Annotated in this window: 21 protein-coding genes; 10 read left to right on the top strand and 11 right to left on the bottom strand. The window is 60.7% G+C overall.

The window, feature by feature from the left end; all coding sequences use genetic code 11:
- Nucleotides 1–129 precede the first annotated feature (129 nt).
- Nucleotides 130–714 (top strand): molybdopterin-dependent oxidoreductase, encoded by a 585-nt coding sequence (locus E6W33_RS22585; protein ID WP_136419633.1) that lies wholly within the window; start codon nucleotides 130–132, stop codon nucleotides 712–714.
- A 1-nt stretch (nucleotide 715) separates the two neighbouring features.
- On the opposite strand, the gene E6W33_RS22590 is transcribed toward E6W33_RS22585, so the two are convergent.
- Together E6W33_RS22590 and E6W33_RS22595 are read right to left on the bottom strand one after the other, a co-directional pair.
- On the bottom strand, nucleotides 716–1,885 hold the full coding sequence (locus E6W33_RS22590; RefSeq protein ID WP_136419634.1) for a zinc-dependent alcohol dehydrogenase: 1,170 nt from the start codon (nucleotides 1,883–1,885) through the stop codon (nucleotides 716–718).
- Complete coding sequence (locus E6W33_RS22595) at nucleotides 1,882–2,925, bottom strand: SRPBCC family protein (RefSeq protein WP_247869744.1); 1,044 nt, start codon at nucleotides 2,923–2,925, stop codon at nucleotides 1,882–1,884. The genes E6W33_RS22590 and E6W33_RS22595 overlap by 4 nt, the downstream gene beginning before the upstream one ends.
- Before the next feature lie 311 nt (nucleotides 2,926–3,236).
- Here E6W33_RS22595 and E6W33_RS22600 point away from each other — a divergent pair, with 311 nt between their 5' ends.
- Nucleotides 3,237–4,730, top strand: coding sequence for a methyl-accepting chemotaxis protein (locus tag E6W33_RS22600; protein ID WP_211097410.1), 1,494 nt, complete (start codon nucleotides 3,237–3,239; stop codon nucleotides 4,728–4,730).
- Here E6W33_RS22600 and speG read toward each other — a convergent pair whose 3' ends face one another.
- From speG to E6W33_RS22620, 5 genes are all read right to left on the bottom strand, one after another.
- Nucleotides 4,731–5,273, bottom strand: a complete 543-nt coding sequence (speG, locus tag E6W33_RS22605) for a spermidine N1-acetyltransferase (RefSeq protein ID WP_136419636.1) — start codon at nucleotides 5,271–5,273, stop codon at nucleotides 4,731–4,733.
- Nucleotides 5,274–5,481: 208 nt separating this feature from the next.
- Entirely contained in the window at nucleotides 5,482–6,057 is a 576-nt protein-coding gene (locus E6W33_RS22610; RefSeq protein WP_136419637.1) for a hypothetical protein, read from the bottom strand.
- 158 nt (nucleotides 6,058–6,215) lie between these two features.
- The gene (locus E6W33_RS22615; RefSeq protein ID WP_136419638.1) at nucleotides 6,216–6,518 is read right to left on the bottom strand and encodes an antibiotic biosynthesis monooxygenase family protein; all 303 of its coding nucleotides are present in this window, start codon (nucleotides 6,516–6,518) and stop codon (nucleotides 6,216–6,218) included.
- An 86-nt stretch (nucleotides 6,519–6,604) separates the two neighbouring features.
- The gene (locus E6W33_RS27150) at nucleotides 6,605–6,745 is read right to left on the bottom strand and encodes a hypothetical protein (RefSeq protein WP_168798726.1); all 141 of its coding nucleotides are present in this window, start codon (nucleotides 6,743–6,745) and stop codon (nucleotides 6,605–6,607) included.
- A 218-nt stretch (nucleotides 6,746–6,963) separates the two neighbouring features.
- Nucleotides 6,964–8,100 (bottom strand): sensor histidine kinase, encoded by a 1,137-nt coding sequence (locus E6W33_RS22620; protein WP_247869745.1) that lies wholly within the window; start codon nucleotides 8,098–8,100, stop codon nucleotides 6,964–6,966.
- A 297-nt stretch (nucleotides 8,101–8,397) separates the two neighbouring features.
- Between E6W33_RS22620 and E6W33_RS22625 the strand changes: the two genes are divergently transcribed.
- A complete protein-coding gene (locus E6W33_RS22625; RefSeq protein WP_136419640.1) occupies nucleotides 8,398–9,876 on the top strand; it encodes a diguanylate cyclase in 1,479 nt (492 codons plus the stop codon).
- Nucleotides 9,877–9,937: 61 nt separating this feature from the next.
- On the opposite strand, the gene E6W33_RS22630 is transcribed toward E6W33_RS22625, so the two are convergent.
- A complete protein-coding gene (locus E6W33_RS22630) occupies nucleotides 9,938–11,062 on the bottom strand; it encodes a branched-chain amino acid ABC transporter substrate-binding protein (RefSeq protein ID WP_136419742.1) in 1,125 nt (374 codons plus the stop codon).
- Between the two features lie 249 nt (nucleotides 11,063–11,311).
- On the opposite strand from E6W33_RS22630, the gene E6W33_RS22635 reads away from it, so the two are divergent.
- From E6W33_RS22635 to E6W33_RS22650, 4 genes are all read left to right on the top strand, one after another.
- Nucleotides 11,312–11,632 (top strand): cupin domain-containing protein, encoded by a 321-nt coding sequence (locus E6W33_RS22635; RefSeq protein WP_136419641.1) that lies wholly within the window; start codon nucleotides 11,312–11,314, stop codon nucleotides 11,630–11,632.
- A gap of 64 nt (nucleotides 11,633–11,696) precedes the next feature.
- The gene (locus E6W33_RS22640; RefSeq protein ID WP_136419642.1) at nucleotides 11,697–12,578 is read left to right on the top strand and encodes an ion transporter; all 882 of its coding nucleotides are present in this window, start codon (nucleotides 11,697–11,699) and stop codon (nucleotides 12,576–12,578) included.
- Nucleotides 12,579–12,602: 24 nt separating this feature from the next.
- Entirely contained in the window at nucleotides 12,603–13,892 is a 1,290-nt protein-coding gene (locus E6W33_RS22645; RefSeq protein ID WP_136419643.1) for an amidohydrolase family protein, read from the top strand.
- A 28-nt stretch (nucleotides 13,893–13,920) separates the two neighbouring features.
- Nucleotides 13,921–15,024, top strand: a complete 1,104-nt coding sequence (locus E6W33_RS22650) for a DUF748 domain-containing protein (protein WP_136419644.1) — start codon at nucleotides 13,921–13,923, stop codon at nucleotides 15,022–15,024.
- Nucleotides 15,025–15,029: 5 nt separating this feature from the next.
- Here the strand turns inward: E6W33_RS22650 and E6W33_RS22655 are convergent, their stop codons facing one another.
- Nucleotides 15,030–15,698, bottom strand: a complete 669-nt coding sequence (locus tag E6W33_RS22655; RefSeq protein WP_211097411.1) for a hypothetical protein — start codon at nucleotides 15,696–15,698, stop codon at nucleotides 15,030–15,032.
- Nucleotides 15,699–15,946: 248 nt separating this feature from the next.
- Here E6W33_RS22655 and E6W33_RS22660 point away from each other — a divergent pair, with 248 nt between their 5' ends.
- Entirely contained in the window at nucleotides 15,947–16,477 is a 531-nt protein-coding gene (locus E6W33_RS22660; RefSeq protein ID WP_136419645.1) for an OmpA family protein, read from the top strand.
- Between the two features lie 151 nt (nucleotides 16,478–16,628).
- On the opposite strand, the gene E6W33_RS27325 is transcribed toward E6W33_RS22660, so the two are convergent.
- Nucleotides 16,629–16,880, bottom strand: coding sequence for a hypothetical protein (locus E6W33_RS27325; RefSeq protein ID WP_211097412.1), 252 nt, complete (start codon nucleotides 16,878–16,880; stop codon nucleotides 16,629–16,631).
- Nucleotides 16,881–16,977: 97 nt separating this feature from the next.
- Between E6W33_RS27325 and E6W33_RS27330 the strand changes: the two genes are divergently transcribed.
- A complete protein-coding gene (locus E6W33_RS27330) occupies nucleotides 16,978–17,433 on the top strand; it encodes a hypothetical protein (protein WP_211097413.1) in 456 nt (151 codons plus the stop codon).
- Nucleotides 17,434–17,570: 137 nt separating this feature from the next.
- On the opposite strand, the gene E6W33_RS22670 is transcribed toward E6W33_RS27330, so the two are convergent.
- Nucleotides 17,571–18,260, bottom strand: a complete 690-nt coding sequence (locus tag E6W33_RS22670; RefSeq protein ID WP_136419646.1) for a helix-turn-helix transcriptional regulator — start codon at nucleotides 18,258–18,260, stop codon at nucleotides 17,571–17,573.
- A gap of 70 nt (nucleotides 18,261–18,330) precedes the next feature.
- Here E6W33_RS22670 and E6W33_RS22675 point away from each other — a divergent pair, with 70 nt between their 5' ends.
- Nucleotides 18,331–18,906: an antibiotic biosynthesis monooxygenase gene (locus E6W33_RS22675; RefSeq protein ID WP_136419647.1), complete on the top strand. Its 576-nt coding sequence runs from the start codon at nucleotides 18,331–18,333 to the stop codon at nucleotides 18,904–18,906.
- The last annotated feature ends 1 nt before the right edge of the window (nucleotide 18,907 follow it).

Consider the following 18,907-nt stretch of genomic DNA (forward strand, 5'->3'; position numbering starts at 1 on the left):
CTTTTAGTTAACGATATTTCAGCATGGAATTGCATGATTGACAATGAATTTGAGAGATGATTAACTCGTGGACGGCAAATATCATTGCGCAGGTGTATTGCCATTGCGCACAACTTCGGAGAATCCGCTTTGAACAAACGTGAATTCCTTGCCGCCGCCGCAGTCGGCTCGGCGACGCTTCCCTCAATCGCGCACGCCAGGAAAGCGGCCGGGCCCTTGAACGGGCCGGCGCTGCTGACCGTGACCGGCGCAATCGGCAAAGGCAACCGCGGCGCACTCGATCCGGCGCTCGACCAGATGATGAAGAAGCAGGGGCTCAAGTTCGACAAAGCCCATGCATTCGATTTTGCGGCCATTGCCGCTCTGCCCGCTATCGAGATCAAGCCGACGCTCGAATACGATGCCAAAATCCATGCGCTGCGCGGCCCCTTGCTGACCGAGGTGATGAAAGCAACCGGCGCCGCAATTTCCGATGGCGGCAAGCTGGTGCTGAGGGCGATCGACGGCTATGCGGTGTCGATGCCGATCGCCGAAGCACGCTCGCGGCGCTTCATCGTCGCCACCCATCTCGATGGCAAGCCGATGCCGCTGGGCGGCCTCGGCCCCTTGTGGGCAGTGTATGACGCGGACCGTTTCCCCGACATGGCGGCCAAGCCTGTCAACGAGCGTTTCGGCCTGTGCCCCTGGGGGCTGTATCACATCGACGTGCAATAGATCAGGGTCGCAATACGACCTTGATGCACTCGTCCTGCTTGTCGCAGAAAATCTCGTAGGCATAAGCCGCATCGTCGAGCGCCATGCGGTGGGTGATGACCACGGCCGGATCGAAATCTCCGTTGCGGATGCGTTCCAGCAGCGGCTGCATGTAGCGCTGCACATGCGTCTGACCGGTCTTGATCGTGAGCGAGCGGTTCATCACCGCGCCGAACGGTATCTTGTCGAGAAAACCGCCATACACACCGGGGATCGACACCACGCCGCCGTTGCGGCATGACATGAGCGCCTGGCGCAAGGCAACCGGCCGATCGGTTTGTGCGGCCATCGCCTGCTTCACGCGGTCGTACGCACCCATGATGCCCATGCCGTGCGCTTCCATGCCGACCGCGTCGATGCAGGCGTCCGGGCCGCGTCCGCCGGTCATGTCCTTCAAGGCATCGGCGATATCGACCTGTTCGTAGTTGAGCGCGATCGCTTTCGATTTGTCATAGGCCATGCGCAGCCGTTCCGGCAAGCGGTCGATGGCGATCACGCGCTCCGCGCCGAGCAGATAGGCGCTCTGGATCGCGAACTGCCCGACCGGGCCGCAACCCCAGACGGCGACCGTGCTGCCGGGCTTGATCTCGCAGGCTTCGGCCGCCATGTAGCCGGTCGGCAGGATGTCCGACAGGAACAGCACCTGTTCGTCGCTCATCCCGTCGGGGACCTTCAAGGGCCCGACATCGGCAAACGGAACGCGCACATACTCTGCCTGCCCGCCTGCGTAGCCGCCGGTGAGATGCGAATAGCCGAAAATGCCGGACGGCGAATGGCCCCACATCTTTTCCGCCATCCACGCATTCGGGTTCGAGTTTTCGCATACCGAGTACAACTTCTCCTGGCAGAAGAAGCAATTGCCGCAGGCGATAGGAAACGGCACGACGACGCGGTCGCCGACTTTCAGGCTGTGCACCTCGTCGCCGACGTCGACCACTTCGCCCATGAACTCATGACCGAGGATGTCGCCCTTCTCCATCGCGGGCACGAAGCCGTTGTACAGATGGAGATCGGAACCGCAGATCGCAGTTGAAGTGACCTTCACAATGGCGTCGCGCGGATTGATGATTTCCGGATCCGGCACATTGTCGACGCGCACGTCCTTCTTTCCGTACCAGCAGGTCGCTTTCATCCCGGTTCTCCCTTCCTGAAAAGAAGACGATTGACGACGCCACGGGTGCCGGAGGGCTGGCCGATGGTGGTCGGGATTTCGCCGGTTTCGATCAGCCATTTGAAGCGGCGCAAGTCTTCCTCGACCTGCTGCGAGGGTTCTTCGCCGAACAGCTTGGCGATCACCGCGCCCGCCTTGCCGCCCGGCGGGCTGTATTGCAGCGCGACGCGCACGATGGTGCCGCGCGCTCCGGGTGCGGGCTCGAAACGCACGCTGCCCGCATTGTCGACCTCCGAACCTTCTACCGAACGCCAGGCGAGATAGCGGCTCGGCTCGTCGGCGGTGAGTTCCGCGTTCCATTCGATGCTGAGTCCGGCCGGCCCCTTGGCTTTCCAGTGCATGCGGTTGTCGCCGGTAATGCGCACCGACTCGACATGCTTCATGAAGCGCGGGAAGCTTTCAAAATCGTGCCAGAAGCGATAGCAGTCTTCGGGCGACCGGTTGATGATCAGACTCTTTTCGACATGCAGGGTGGTGGGCTCAGCGGTTTCGTACGTCTGGCGCTGGCTCTGGATGCTCGACAGCACATCGAGTGCGGTGACGCCGGCGACCGCCGCTGTCGCCAGATTCAGGCGCCTGCGTTCGCCCGTCGCCCCACGGCCGGCCAGCGCCAGCAAGGCCAGATCCATGGCGTCGCCCGCCACGCGCGCCCACAACCATCCGGACTGGCGCGGGCGCGCCAGGATGCCGATACCGCTGGCAATCTCGCGCACGCCCAATGCCCGCATGGTGCGCGGACGATGGCCCACGCCCGCCGCCTGCGCGACACCACGGGGGGCGAGCAATTGCGCAACACCCAGGCCGATGCTGAACCAACCGAGCATCCTGGCGAGACGTTCGGCGCGCTCGGCATCTTCAGAGCGCTGGCGGGCATCGGCGGAAGAGGCGTAGGAAGAGGATCGGACTGGCGGGGAGAATTCGTGATACGGCTCATTCGTCTGCGGCAATTCATGCACCGCGGCACCCGGCATGGCGGGGCTTGCTACCTGGTCCTGCATCATGTTTTTCCTCCGTTGCACTCGTCACGCAGCAAGGCGCGCGACAACAATTGGCGGAGCCGGCGGCGATGCCCGGCGCGAAAACCTCAGGGGGTCAGGTTAGTCAGGGTTTTCAGCACGGGAGTTCCCGCGCCTGCGAGTGCGAGGCGGGGCGGGCGGATACGCAACAAGTGCTGGCGGAGCAGACTTTGTCGATGTATTTTAATATTGCGTACAGGAAATTCGACTGCATGCCAGGAGTCCGGAATTCCGTACACATATCAAAATTACAATCACGCGCACTCGCGCGTTGCGGGTTACGCCCCGGAGGGACTATGTTCAATCGCCTTGCCAAGCTGCGGATCGCTTCGTTGCTGTCGTTGAATGTTGCCGTGATTTTCGTCGCGGTTGGAGCCATGACGGTCATCGCCGGGCTAAGCATGACTGGCGGGGCGGGCATTGCGGTGGTCGCCCTCGGAATAGCGGCGCTGGCACTGAATCTGTTCTTCGCATGGTGGATCAACCGCAGTCTGGCCCATCCGCTGCAGGAAGCCGTTACGCTGGGTCGCAGCATCTCCGCCGGCGATCTGACGGCATCTTTCAAGGGACAGGCTACCGGCGAGGTGGCCGAGATCCTGCATGTATTCGAGGACATCAAGGACTCCCTGTCCGTCATCGTGCGCGACGTGCGTGGCGGCTCGATCGCCATCGACACCACCGCGGGGCGGGTCAAGAACGACACGACTGCATGGTCGAGCCGGAATGAAGAGCAGGCCGTGTCGATCGAAAAAACCGCCGCCTCGATGGAGCAACTGACTTCCATCGTCAAGAACAACGCCGACAATGCGGCGCAAGCCAACCAACTGGTCGCGTCGACTTCCGATCTGGCGCTCAAGGGTGGGCATCTGGTGAAGGACGTCGTGAGCACGATGGACGCGATCAAGCAAAGCTCGCACAAGATCGTCGACATCATCAGCGTCATCGACGGTATTGCATTTCAAACCAATATCCTGGCGCTCAATGCGGCGGTGGAGGCGGCGCGTGCCGGCGAGCAGGGACGCGGCTTTGCCGTGGTGGCCGCCGAGGTGCGCAGTCTGGCGCAACGATCGGCCGAAGCCGCCAAGGAGATCAAGCATCTGATCACCGACTCGGTGGAAAAGGTCAACTCCGGCGGGCAGCTGGTCGATGCGGCCGGACAGACGATGGAAGAAATCGTCACCTCGGTGAAGCACGTCGCCGGCTTCATGTCGGATATCGCCAGCGCAAGTCAGGAGGAAAGCGCCGGCATCAGCCAGATCAGCGAATCGATCATCGTCTTCGACAAGACGGCGCACGAGAGCGCGGAGCTGGTGGCACAGGCGCTGACATCGGCCGTCAGCCTCAAGGACAATGCGTCAACGCTGTCTCAGTCGGTATCGCATTTCAAGATGGGATCCGAGGTCGGCAATGCGGACGAAGCGCTGGCGCTGGTCAAGAAGGCGGTCAAGTTCGCCGGCGAAAACGGGCTCGAGGGCCTGCTTGAAGATGTCAACAAGCTGAACAAGGGACATTTCATTCACAAGGACCTGTACATCGGCATTTACGACGACAAGGGCGTTGTCAGGGCGCATGGCGCCAATCGCCATTTCCTCAACTCGGAAGCCATCAACATGCTGGACCCCGACGGCAAGCCGTTCATCCGCGACATGATTGCCACCGGCATGGGGAATGGCTCGGGCTGGGTGAATTACAAATTCGCCCACCCCGTGACGCAGGAGATCAAGCGCAAGTCGGTCTATGTCGAACGAGTCGGCAACATGGTCGTGACCTGCGGCTGCTATGCTGCCTGATCAGGTCCTTGGTTCCCGTGTCGCCAGGTATTTCGTCTGAAACACGCACATGCGGATCGCATCCCGGTAGACGCCGTTCACGAAGAACTCGCCCACCAGTTCCCCTTCCGTGACGAAGCCGCATTTCTCGTAGATGTGGATCGCCGCCACGTTTTCCTTGTCGACCAGCAGATACAGCTTGTACAGGTTGAGCACGCAGAACGCATATTCCACCGCCATCTGCGTCGCCCTCATGGCATAGCCCTTGCCCTGCCATGAGGGCGCAATGATGATCTGGAATTCGGCGCGGCGGTGGATGTAGTTGATCTCGACAAGCTCGACCAGGCCGACCAGTTCTTCCGCGTCGTTCTCGATGATGAAGCGGCGCTCGCTCTGGTCATGGATGTGGCGATCGTAGAGCTGCACCAGTTCGACATACGCTTCGTAGGGCTCTTCGAACCAATAGCGCATGATGTTGCTGTTGTTGTTGATCGTGTGGACGAAATGCAGGTCGTTGCGCTCCAGCGGGCGGAGCTTGATATTGGGTTGCGAAATGGTAGTCATGCTGATTCCGGATTGACGGTATAACGCGACAGGATCGGTGCATTGCGATGCGCAATGCGTCGGAACCTGTTTGAACATCGTGGCGAGCGCACCCGCCAGGATGTTCAGACGGGCTCTTGTATCCTATGCTGGGGTGTGCGGAGAAACTTGTCCAGCGGAGAACGAAATGGCGTCGCGCGAATGACACTGGCGCGCAGCGGGGCGAAGCTTATTCCTCGCCCTTCTTTTCCTTGCCGATGGTGGCCACCTGCTCGAAGGTTTCCCACGGGATTTCGGTCACTTCCGGTTTGGGAATATGCCGGTAATGTTCCAGGCCTTCGTTGATGTATTCGTCGGACAGCTCATCCGATTTCTTTTCACCGCCAGCCTCGGTGTTGTTCCCGCCTGCATTGTCGTTGCTGCTGCCGTTGGCGTCCGCCACGGCGACAGCCTGGACCGCGTCCTTGATCGGGAAGCGCCAGTAGATCTTGTCGAGTTCCAGGTCACATGCCTTGCGCACATGTTCGCGCACGGTCATTTCGATGATGTGCGAAAGACGGAATCGCTTCATCGGCTCCGACTCGACAACGGCGGTGAAGCCTGCCGCACTGCGGAAGCAGTCGGCCGACACTTCCACACCGGTGCGCCGGAAATAGTCAATGATGATAGCCCTGATGGCAGCGATGTCCCGTTGCTGCCGGCGCGCCTTGATTTTGTTGGCAGTTATATAAGCCAGCACAGCCAAGACGATTGCGGCCAGTAAGATGGCGAGCATCAGGATGACGGCATCAGCATTGAATGACATTATTGTTTGACCTCACTGGCAGCAGCAGTTGATGGCATGGGTTTGACTCGATTCAAGATCATATCACCGCGGGCCGCAAAACGATTTGAATTCATGTCTCAAAAGCAACATTGCGCCCCGACGACCATGCCTTCAAGCTTCAAATCTGCAACGTAAGCTCAGTCGGACTTCGCCAGCAAGCTGAAATGCTCGACCGTGGGCGGCACCGCGAAATAGGGGCCGACGATGCCCCGCCATTCCTGGAAAGCCGGCGACTGGCGGAAATCGACGGTATGGTTTTCCAGCGTTTCCCAGAATATTGTCAGCACATAGCGTTCCGGCGACTCGATGCCCTTGTTGATCTTGTAACCGCGAAAACCCTTGGCCTTCGAGATGACCTGGGCAAGACCGCGCTGGATGGCGTCGTCGAATTCGGCTTGTTTGCCGGGCTGGATGCGAATGTCGGCGAGTTCAAGAATCATCTGTTTTCCGTCCGTTGAAGATGGTTGAAATAAAGGCACGACAGGATTATTGCATCTTCCGATGGTGTCGCGCGACTGAATATATTTCAGCGACGGCGTGCCTTCCGGCCCTTGACCGCAGTCCGTTTTTTTTGCGGCGGCTCCGGTCCACGTTCGAGCAGGCGCCGCTCCTGCAAGGCGTGCAGCATGCTGCCGTCGAGGTAGGAGTCGATGATCGCCGGACGCACATGACATTTGCGGCAGATGGACGGCGTGTTGCCGCGTTTGTCGGCGATCGATTCGATGGCTGCGCATGGGAATCGACCTTTTCATATTCCTGCGGCGCGAGCGCCTTGATGCGGCCCAATGCTCCGCTGTGCTTGGCCATGGCAAACTCTGGCGAACAATGATTCGTGGAATTTACGTGTTCGACCGGAACAAACCGTGACCAAACGCAAATCCCTGCCTATGTGCTAAACGCCGTCGTGAGCGTCTGTTTGCTGTCGAGCGGAACGGAAAGCTGCAGCACGGTACCTTTACCGAGACGGCTGTCGATCGTCAGTTCGCCGTTGAGCATCTTGACGCGCTCCTGGATGCCGACCAGGCCGAAGCTGCGCGGCTTGCGGCGGTCGCCGGGGTACATGCCGACGCCGTTATCCCGGACCGTCAACAGCAAGCGATCACGTGCAATGGTCAGGGCGATCTCGACATGGTTGGCATGCGCGTGGCGGCCGATGTTGGTGAGCGATTCCTGCAGAATGCGGAAGATCGCCGTCGCCTGGGCATCCTGCAGCGTCAGGCCGTCCTCGTTCATCACCAGGTCGCATTTGATGCCGTTGCGCTGTTCGAATTGCCGCACCTGCCACTCGATTGCGGCATGCAGGCCGAGATCCAGCACCGGCGGTCGCAGATTGTTCATGATGCTGCGGATCGACTTCATCGTGGTGTCGATGTAACCCAGCGCCTCGGCCGCTCTCTGGCGCAGCAAAGGATGACGATCGCCGGCGCGCGCGTGCAGGCCCGAAACATCGAGCCGCAAGGCCAGCAGGTTCTGTCCCAGTTCATCGTGAATTTCCCGGGCGATGCGCTTGCGCTCGTCTTCGCGTATGCGCTCCTGGTAGGCCGCCAGTTCGCGCAAGGTCTCTTGCGACTGCCGCAATGCCTCTTCCACGTTCTTGCGCTCGTCGACCTCGTGTTCGAGCTGTGCGATCACCTTGCGTAATTGGGAAGAACTGGGCTGCAGCAGCATCTTCGGCACCGCCGGCCACAAAAGAATCGCCGCCGTAGCGGATGTAACCGCAGTCAGCGCCTTCAGGCTCGCATCCAGCCCGTACACCGGCTGCCAGATGGTCCAGATGGCAACGAGATGCGATGTGCCGCAGGCGAAAATGAACAGGGCGAAGCTCAAATACAACGCATGGAAACGGACGTTGCCGCGCCGCTTCACGAAATACAGGAGCGCGATCGCAATCGCGTAATAGGCGACGCCGATCGTCGCATCCGAAATCAGGTACGTCCAGAGCAACTCGGGGGTCCACAAATAGCAATGCCCATGGGGCATGAAGCTGTCATTCACAAACCACTGATCCAGTAGATCGGGCACATTCGCCTCCCATGTTGTCGAACCGGGACTCATTGCATGAACGCGGCCACTTCCGCCATCGAAGGAATGAGTTCCAGAACTGTCTTTTGCTGCGCCGCGCATCGGGCGCCGGCAGCGCCAGTTTAGCAGGGTGTCGCCCCAATATTGTCAATGTGGCACGCAAAGTCAACAGGCATTCCTGCAACACCATATTGCATGGCGCGGTCGCGATGCCCCATACTTGGTTCAGGGCGCGCTCGCGGCTAACGACAACAATATGCGAAGTGCAACCGGCCACGACCGTCATCAGGGAGCGCCATGCAGTCATTCCTCCAACCTTATCGCGCCATCGTCTGGATCGCCATCCTGCTGCTGGGCGCCGTGTTCGGCACAACCGCCGCCGGCTACTTTGCCGCCAGGACTGCATTGCAACATGATCTCGCCGACCGCCAGCTGCCGCTGATCGGCGACCATGTCGCATCCGTGCTGCAAGCCGAGCTGCGGCGGCCGGCAGCCATCGCATCCATGATGGCCAACGACAGCTTCGTGAGGGACTGGCTGCTCAATGGCGAAAGCGATCCGGATTCCATCGTGCGCTATCTGGCCGATGTACGGCAACAGCAGGGGGCGGTCACCGCCTTCCTGGTGTCCGAGCGCAGCCGCAAATACTATTACGCCGACGGCACGCTCAAAGGCATCCAGGAAAACGATCCCCAGGACAGCTGGTTCTTCCGTGCCAGGGATGCACACACGCCGTCCATCGTCGATGTCGATAGCGAAAACATCAATGCAGTGACGGTGTTCGTCCACCACCGGATGCTCGACCATGACGGCGCCTTCCTTGGCGTGACCGGCGTCGGGCTGAAGGCGGAAACGCTGGGCGAACTGATCGAAGACACCCAGCGCCGCTTCGGCAGCCGCGCCTATTTCGTGGATGCGCAGGGAACGGTGGTGCTGGCCGGCAGTACGATGAGGCAATTGCACGGCTCGCTGCACAAGGCGCCCGGGATCAGCGACATCGAGCACCAGCTCCTGCACAAGGACAGCAAGCCGGCCTGGTTCGAATACCGGCGCGACGGCCGGCGCATCCTGGTCAGCTCGCGCTTTTTGCCGACATTGGGATGGCATCTTCTGGTGGAGCAGGACGCGGGCGCGGTTGCCGCTCCGGTGCGGCGCGCATTCCTGCTCAATCTGGCGATCGGCATCGGCATCACGGCGCTGACATTGTCGCTTGTGCTGCTGACCTTGCGCCGCCACCGCCGGCAACTGGATCGGATGGCGGGCAGCGATGCGCTGACGGGGCTGCTGAACCGACAGGCATTCGACCTTGTGTTTCATCATGCCAGGCTGGATGCGGAGCGCAGCGGAAGGCCGCTGTCCGGCATCCTGTTCGACATCGATTTTCTCAAGCAGATCAATGAAGCGCACGGCTACCAGGCCGGCGACGAGGTGCTGCGCAAGGTAGCGCAACTGGCAAGAAGTACCGTGCGCGAGAGCGACGTGCTGGCGCGCTGGGGCGGCGAGGAATTCATCGTCCTGCTCAAGGACTGCGCGCTGGAACAGGCCGCATCGGTCGCGGAAAAGCTGCGCGAGGCGATTGACCTGCATGATTTTTCCAGCATCGTGCCGGACCGCCACATCACCATCAGCCTCGGCGTCGCGCAACATGAAGCGCAGCAGACCGGCTGGGCATTTTTTTCGCGCCTGGACGAGGCGCTTTCCAAGGCGAAAGGCAACGGCCGCAACAGGCTGCAGGTTGCGCCCGCGATCAACGATGCCGCGCCCGAACCGGCCTGAGGATAAAAAAAGGGAAGCGTTGCCGCTTCCCTCTTCATTTCTCCCGGATTGAACAGCGCGATCAGTAGCTGGTCAGCGGAGCCGGTTGGCCATTCTTGAAGGTGAACACCGTGACCGGCGACTGCTTCATGTTGCCCTTGTCGTCGAACGCATAGGTGCCGGCGACGCCCTTGTAGGAGCCCTTGTAGATTTCGGCGCCGACTTTCGCGGGGTCGATCGAATTGGCCTTCTTCATCGCATCGGCGTACATCATCATGCCGTCATAGAACGAAGCCGCGTAGACGTCCGGCTCCTGGCTGAAGCGCTTCTTGTACTTTTCCTTGAATGCCGGGCCGTTGGCGGCCTTGTCGAGGATAGCGCCGCCCTGTGCGCACAGCACGTTCTCGCCCACTGCGTCGCCGCCGAGCTTGCCCATCTCCGTCACGCAGATGGTGTCGCCGCCGAGCAGTTTGGCATTGATGCCAAGCTGCTTCATCTGGCGCGCCATCGGGCCGCCTTGCGGAGCGTAGCCGCCATAGAAAATGGCTTCGGCCTTCTTGGCTTTCAGGTTGGTCAGGATGGCTGTGAAGTCGGATGCCTTGTCGGTGGTGAACTCATGCCCGACCACTTTCATGCCGGATGCCTTCGCCTGCTTCTCGAACTCTTCTGCAACGCCCTGACCGAAGGCGGTACGGTCGTCGACCACTGCCACGTTCTTCAGCTTCAGTTCCTTGGCGGCGTACAGCGCCATCTTGGAGCCGAGCTGGGAATCGCTGGCGTTGACACGGAACAGGTTCTTGTAGCCTTGTGCCGTGATCTTCGGATTGGAAGCCACGGTCGCGACCAGCACGCCTGCTTCGCTGTAGACGCGCGATGCGGGAATCGTGACGCCCGAATTGTACGGACCGACCACGAACTTGACGCCGCTGTCGATCAGTTTCTGCGCGACGTTGACGCCCGACTTCGGATCGGCCTGGTCGTCTTCGCTGACCAGTTCGAACTTGAGCTTCTTGCCGCCGACGGTAATCGGCTTCGCGTTCAGTTCCTCGATGGCCAGGCGCACGCCGTTTTCATTGTCCTTGCCGGAAAAGGATTGCGAGCCGGACAAGGGGCCGCTGTGGCCGATCTTGACGACCGTCTCTTGCGCAGACACCGCGCCGGCCAGGCCGAGCAATGCAAGTGCGCCGATAATCTTGTTCAGTTTCATCATTGTTGTTCCTCGTTGAAGTATCTCCAAGGCGCGAGCGATTATGTCGCGTAACGCCTGCCTCTGTGAACGGGATAGGTCACGGATGGGGATTATGGGGAAGTTCGGGGAAAATTATCTTGCGTTCTTTTCACGGAATATGCCGGTTCGCAGCAATTTATTTCCCGCCAACCGGCATTATCGAATTTAATTCGGTCTGCCCTCGGGCGCGAAAAACAGGCAGACCACACCATCAACAGGGGCAAGATCATGGAGACAGGCAATTTATACGGACGGATTCCGACGCAACTGCCGGAGGAGTTCGTTCAGGTACTCGCGACGGGACATGGCACGCGCATCGAGAAAATCGTGTCGAAGGGTCATTGCTCGCCGCCCGGCTTCTGGTACGACCAGCCGGAAAATGAATGGGTGCTGCTGCTCAAGGGTGAGGCGGGCTTGCGTTTCGAAAAGGATGGCCGCGTGATGCATTTGACCGAAGGCGCCTATGTGAATATTCCGGCCCACGAGAAGCATCGCGTGGAATGGACTGCGGAAAACACGGAAACGATCTGGCTTGCGGTGTTTTATTGAAATTGCATCTCCTCACTTCTTGCAGTAAGGTCTGCTACACGCCGTCCTGAACCACGCATTCATCATGAATCAACAAAGCACTTCCACCGCCCCCGTGGTACCGCAGCCGCACTTCGGCAGGCCCGACAGCGGCTGGCGCTTGCGTCTGTATACGATCATTTTCGAGGCCGACACGGTCGCCGGGCGGCGTTTTGACCTGTCGCTGATCGTCGCCATTCTCTGCAGCATCCTGGTGGTGATGCTCGACAGCGTGCATGCGATCAGCCAGCCGTACGGGACGCTGATCGATACGCTCGAATGGGCGTTTACGATCCTGTTCAGTATTGAATACCTGGCCCGCCTGGTGTGTGTGAAACGTCCGCTGCAATATGCAACAAGCTTCTTCGGCATCATCGACCTGCTGTCGGTGCTGCCGACTTACCTTGCGTTTTTCATTCCCGAAGTGCACCTGCTGCTCGATGTGCGCATCCTGCGCCTGATCCGCATCTTCCGGATCCTGAAGCTGACCATGTATATGCAGGAATACCAGGTGCTGGTCGATGCCGTGCGCGCGAGCCGACGCAAGATCATGGTGTTCCTGTCTATCGTGATGATGGTGGTGCTGGTGATGGGTACCGTGATGTATGTCGTCGAGGGGCCGAATAACGGATTCACCAGCATTCCGAAGGCGATGTACTGGGCGATCGTGACGATGACCACGGTCGGCTATGGCGATATCACGCCGCATACCGAGTTCGGCAAGGCGATCGCATCGGTGATGATGCTGCTCGGCTGGGGCGTGCTGGCGGTGCCGACCGGGATCGTCACGGCGGAGATGACGACCCAGCGCCTGACGCGCGTCGTCACCACGCGCACCTGTCCCAATTGCCTGAGTGAAGGTCATGAACCGGGCGCGCAGTATTGCAAGGATTGCGGCACTCGCCTGCCGCCGTATCAACACACGTAAATGCATGGGAAAAGGACGCTCCTGATGGATCTGCTCATACGCAACGCTTCCCTGCCGGATGGCTCGCGCAACATCGATATCGCCATTGAAAACGGTCGCATTGCTGCCCTCGGCCCTGGCTTGCATGTGCATGCCCTCCAGGAAATCGACGCTGCCGGAGATCTGGTGACGCCACCCTTCGTCGATGCGCATTTCCACATGGATGCGACGCTCAGCTACGGACTGCCGCGCGTCAATCAGTCCGGCACCCTGCTCGAAGGCATTGCCTTGTGGGGCGAGCTGAAACCGTTGCTGACGCAGGAAGCGCTGGTGGAACGCGCTCTGCAGTATTGCGACTGGGCGGTGGCGCGCGGCCTACTGGCGATTCGCACCCACGTCGATGTGTGCGACGACCGCTTGCTGGCGGTGGAAGCCTTGCTGCACGTGAAGAAGCAGGTTGCGCCCTGGCTGGACCTGCAACTGGTGGCGTTTCCGCAGGATGGCTTGTTGCGCAGCCCTTCCGCCTTCGGCAATCTGAAACGTGCGATCGCGATGGGCGTCGATGTGGTCGGCGGCATCCCGCATTTCGAACGCACGATGGCGGACGGCGCGGAATCGGTGCGCCTGCTGTGCGAGTTCGCGGCGGACAAGGGTTTGCGCGTGGACATGCACTGCGACGAATCGGACGATCCGCTGTCGCGCCATATCGAGACGCTCGCGTATCATGCGCATCGCCTCGGCATGCATGGGCGCGTGACCGGTTCGCACCTGACCTCGATGCATTCGATGGACAATTATTACGTCAGCAAGCTGCTGCCGCTGATGCATGAAGCCGGCGTTGCCGCGATCGCCAATCCGCTCATCAATATCACCTTGCAGGGGCGGCATGACAGTTATCCGAAACGACGCGGCATGACACGCGTGCCGGAACTTCTGGCGGCCGGCATCGATGTGGCCTTCGGTCATGATTGCGTGATGGACCCATGGTACAGCCTCGGCTCCGGCGACATGCTGGAGGTGGCGCACATGGGCCTGCACGTGGCGCAGATGACGGGGCAGGAGGCGATGCATGCGTGCTTCATGGCAGTAACGGAAACGCCGGCGCGCATACTCGGCTTGGAAGGCTATGGCCTGAAAGCCGGCAGCCATGCCGATCTGGTGATCCTCGACGCGGGCAGCACGATAGAGGCGATCCGGCTGCGCGCGGCGCGGCGCTATGTGATTCGCCGGGGACGCGTCGTCAGCCGGTCGCCGGCGGCGCGCGCAACGCTCGATCTGCCGGGGCGTTCGGGAGAAATCGATTTCCGGCTCAAACGACAGGATCGTGGCTTATGATCGGGTTCCGGCATGAAATAGGTGAGGAATGAAAAGCAAAACCATCAAACGCCTGATCGCTGTCACGCTCATTGTCGTCGTGGCACTGGGGGCCGCTGCCTCGCTCGGCCTGCATTTCGCAACCAGTGCGCTGAAGAGCCAGGTGGAACAGGCGCTGGGGCCGGAGAGCGAAGTCGCGGAGATCGTGGTCGGCTGGTCGGCGATCGAGCTGCGCGGCATGCGCATTCGCGCACCGAAGGGCTGGCCGGCCGAGGATGCCTTGCGCGCCGAGCGCATTGTGGTGAAGCCCGATCTGCTCGGGCTGATCTCGGCGCGCGTGCATGTGCCTCGCATTTCGGTGGAAAAAGCCTACGTGTCTGTCCTGCGCGCACGCGACGGCAAGGTGCATCTGTTGCCGAGCCTGATGGAAGCCCCGGCCAGGGACGGCGGCCAGAAAACGTCAACAGCATTGCCGGTGTCCATCGGGACCATCGAGCTGCATGACGGCGTGATGGAATTCTTCGACGCCACGGTACGCCAGCCGGCGCACAAGACCCGGCTCGACCAGTTGCATGCGCGAATCGACGACCTGCAGCTTCCCGCCCTGAATGGCCGCACCCGCATCCAGCTCGATGGCAGCGTCAAGGGCGTGAATCGCAACGGCAAAGTGATGATCGACGGCTGGGCCGAAGTGGCGGACAAGAATTCGGAAATCACCACCAAGCTGCAGGGAGTCGACATGGTCGCGCTGCAGCCTTACCTGATCAAGGCCTCGGAAACCGGCGTGCGCCGGGGCACGCTCGACCTCAAGCTGAAATCGACCGTGCGCAACAACCGGCTGCATGCGCCAGGCACGGTGACACTGACCGGCCTCGAACTGGCACCCGGCCAGGGCCCCTTCGGCACCTTCATGGGTGTGCCGCGCCAGGCGGTGGTGGCCGCGCTGAAAAACCGCAACGGTCAGATCTCGATCGACTTCACGCTGGAAGGCAATCTGAACGATCCGCAATTCTCGCTCAATGACAGTTTCGCCAGGCGTGTCGGGTCCGCAGTCGCGGAAACCCTGGGCATCAGCCTCGAGGGGCTGACGCGCGGCGTAGGCGGCGCCGCGGAAGGCATCGGCGGCGTGGTGAAAAAACTGTTCAGGAAGTAAGGGGTTTAGTACGTCCGCTCCGGTTTGCCGTAGAACGGCGGCCGGCGTCCCACCAGCGCTTCCAGCATGATCAGTTCCGCGTCGCGATGATTGACCACATGCGCTCGCGTGATTGCGGATTTCTCCATGCCGATGTAGAGCGGCCGCTCATGGTGGCTGGTGCGCAGCACGCGCGGACGGGCAATATCGGCAAACGGCGTCAGCACCGCGTGGCCGTAGCAAAGGCAGAAGTAGGTACGCGCTTCTTCCGCTTCGATGTAACAGGCAGTGCCACGAATGCCGATAGTGGCAGTCGGCGTGATGAGTTTCTTGCGCCCTTTGCCGAACACGCTCAGGATCTTGCCGCTAAGGTAGCGCAGGACGACAACGCCGGCCTCGCGCTCGATCCTGAAGCTGCTGTCTTCGCGCTGCAGAAAGGCATCCTTGCCGATCACGAAAACAGCCTCGCCGCCAGCGCCGGTAGTGACCGTCTGGCCCGGCAGAATCGTTTGGCCAAGTGTGGCCGGCTTGCCGTCGACATGCACCTCGCCCTTGATGTTGCGCATTCCGCCTTCCGGGCCGGACGCGATGGCCTCGCGCAGCAGTGCCAGCATGCCGCTGCCGGCTGCACCCGCAAGTGCCAGCCGACGCAACATGGCGCGGCGCAATGCCGAAGTTTGCCGTTCCTTGCTCATTTTCTCCCCTCCCTGTCAACGACCTTTCCATGGGTTTGCATGTCGCAATCGCGGCTGGAACGCCAGCTTTTCCGGACGGCAGTCCCGATTTTGATACAATGATTGACGTTGTTTTTATATTAACAGCCTGTGCAATGGGAGCCGCTGACACCTGAATAAACAGGACTGCGGACAGGCACACAGTTTTCATTCACCGTCGTACAGCATACCCGCGTTGTTGCACGGCGGACTACTTCAAGGGGAAATTCATGTTTTCGAAATTGACCGCCGCCACACTCGCGGCATCCTTCATTGCACTCGCCGGCTGCGCGCAAATGGAAAACGGCAACGGCGACAGTCAGGCGCAAAGCGCGTTGGAAGCACAGCCGCAGGCAAACACCGCCAAGCCGGCCGACAACAAGGCTGGCACCGCCGCGCCCGCCGCCGACAACGGCGCGCAGGCCGCGCTGACCAATCCGGCGATCGTTGAATTCGACGCGCAAACCGTCGAGCTGAACAGCGACGCGCAGGCGTTGATTGCGAGGCTCGCAACGAACGCGAAGCGCTCGAAAAAGATCGTGATTACCGGCTACTGCGACAAGCACAAGACCGGGAAGGCCAAGTCGATCGCCCTGTCGCGCGCGATCAAGGTCAAGAACGAGCTGATCAAGAACGGCGTCGCTGCCAAGACCATACGCGTGAAGTACATCACCGACCAGGCCAAGAATCTCGCCAAGGTCGACCTCGGCGGTGAACCGCTGCGCGTCGAGAACGGCGCTGCCGCCGCTCACAAGCACTAAGGTCTTTGCACAGGAGCGCGGTTCTCGCCAGCCGCGATCACTCACCGCTCCGCCGCATCCGTCCGGCGGACACATTTCACTACCGAACTGCGCCCGCCACCGACAAACATGCCGGAGGCGGGCGTGTCAATGCGATAGCGGGTGCTCTGCCCTATTTCGTCGTCGAGCTGTCGTCCCGACGCATTTTTTCCTTCGAGGGATCGCTCGTCCCGCTGGACGAATCCGAACCGGAGGGCGCAACGTAGGAGCCGCTGCCGCCGCTTCCGCTGGTCGACTGGTCCGTCGATGACGTACCCGAGGACGTGCCGGAGGTCGAACTTCCGGTGCCGGAGCTGGTACCTGAGCTTGTACCTGAACCGGTGCCCGAGGTCGACGAGTCCGTTCCGGAGCTGCCCGATCCCATGGTGCCACTGCTTGAGCTGCCCGCCGCTCCCGAGCTTCCGTAATCCGGTGTCGGCGGAACCTTCAGGCCGGCGCCGCCCGCACCGCTACTTGAATCGGTGGAGGAAGAACCGGTCGTGCCGCTGGTGCCCGAGGTTCCCGACGTATCGGTACTGGTGCTCGGCGTGGTGCTGGTGCTCGGCGCGGAACTCGTGCCCGAAGCTCCGCTGCTGCTCATGCCGGAAGAACCGGACGTTCCACTGTCGCTGCTGGATGGCGGCGTTTTCGTAGTCGTGGTGGTCACCGTGCTGGGGGTGTCGGCGGCACCGGAGCCGGATGTTCCGGACATGCCGGAGGTACCAGAAGTGCCGGAGGTACCAGAAGTGCCGGATGTGCCGGATGTGCCGGCCGTGGCGCCCGATGCTTCCGGGGTACGCTTGCTTGGATCAACGGTCGTGGTGGTCGTGGTCGTGCTCTGGGCCACCGCCTGCGTCGCCATGCCGATCAGCGACAGAAATATAACAATGGGTAATTTCTTCATACTCGCTCCTTCAATTGGAATGTCGGATGTTTGAAAAACGGCCAACGGTCAGTTTTAGACCCGAATTTGTTAGCAGGTTCTCAGCTTTTTTAATGACATCTTCGAAGGAGCGGCATTTCCAAAGTGAATGCGTACGCGATTCGCTTTCACGGCAGCAAATTGCCGGCATGTCTATGCAATGAAATTGAATGCCTCACGCAAACCATCCCTGCCTTTTTGCGTCAGTTGCAGCACCCGCGTTTTCTGCACGCGCAGCAACCATGCACGCTGCAACATCGCATCCATCAAGGCCGCACCCAGTGCGCCGCCGAGATGGAACTGGCGTTCGCTCCAATCAAGACATCCGCAGGCGAATTGCCGCTTGCTTCGCCTGATCCCGTCCAAGTCGAGCCCGAGTTGCGCAAAGGCCTTTTCTCCCTTGGCGGACAGTTCGAAATGTTTTTCATTGCGCACGAGCAGGCCTTTCTTTTCGATCTGCAGCAGCAGGCGCACTGCAAGTTCGCCTGCAAGATGGTCATAGCAGGTCCGCGCGAAACGCATTGCCGGCGGCGTCGATTTTGATTCCGGCAATACTCTTGCGCGCGGCGGCGGATCGATCGCGGTCAGCGATTCCAGCGCAAGCGCAACCGAGTGGTCGGCCAGCCTGTAGTAGCGATGCCGCCCCTGCGTTTCGACGCAGAGCAGATGCGCGTCGACCAGTTTTGCCAGATGGCCGCTTGCCGACTGGGCAGACACGTTTGCCGCAAACGCGAGTTCTCCGGCTGGGCGGGCACGACCGTCCATTAGCGACCACAGCATGACGGCGCGTGCAGGATCGCCAAGCAGGGCCGCCATTTTCGCGATGCGCATTGCGGATTCCATGTTTCACCTCTCAATGAAATATCCCGTGAACGGTCATCGTATCATGGCCCCATCGTCATTGGAGGACACCATGTTTGCTGTTGTCTTTGAAGTGTTGCCGTCGGAAAGCGGATACCAGCGCTATCTTGATCTTGCAGCCGCGCTACGCCCGAAACTGGATGCGATCGACGGTTTTCTGTCGATTGAGCGCTTCGCCAGCATGAGCGATCCGGGCTGGATATTATCCTTGTCGTGCTGGCGGGATGAGGCCGCGCTCGTCGCATGGCGGCGTGACGGCGAGCACCATGCGGCGCAATCGCAGGGACGGCAAGGCATCTTTTCCGACTATCGGCTTCGCGTCCTGCGAATACCTGGCGACGATGATGCCGATGTCGGCCGGGAACAAACACAGCTCGGCCTGTGGGAATACCCCGATGCGAGCCTGGCGGGGTGCAAGCGCTTGCGCAGCCTGAGCAATCCAGACAAGCAGATCGCGCTGATCGATTTCACCAATGCCGCAAGCGCACGCGCCTGGCGCGAGGAAACGGCGCGAGAAGCCGTCTCGCCATCGCGTGTTCTGTGCGGCACGATCATCCGCGACTACGGAATGTTCGACCGTGAGCAGGCGCCGCAGCGCTTTCCTGCCATCGGACATGGAAAGGAATAGG

It is taken from the genome of Herbaspirillum sp. ST 5-3 (assembly GCF_004804275.1).
In the GTDB taxonomy this organism is placed as follows: Bacteria; Pseudomonadota; Gammaproteobacteria; order Burkholderiales; family Burkholderiaceae_D; genus Noviherbaspirillum.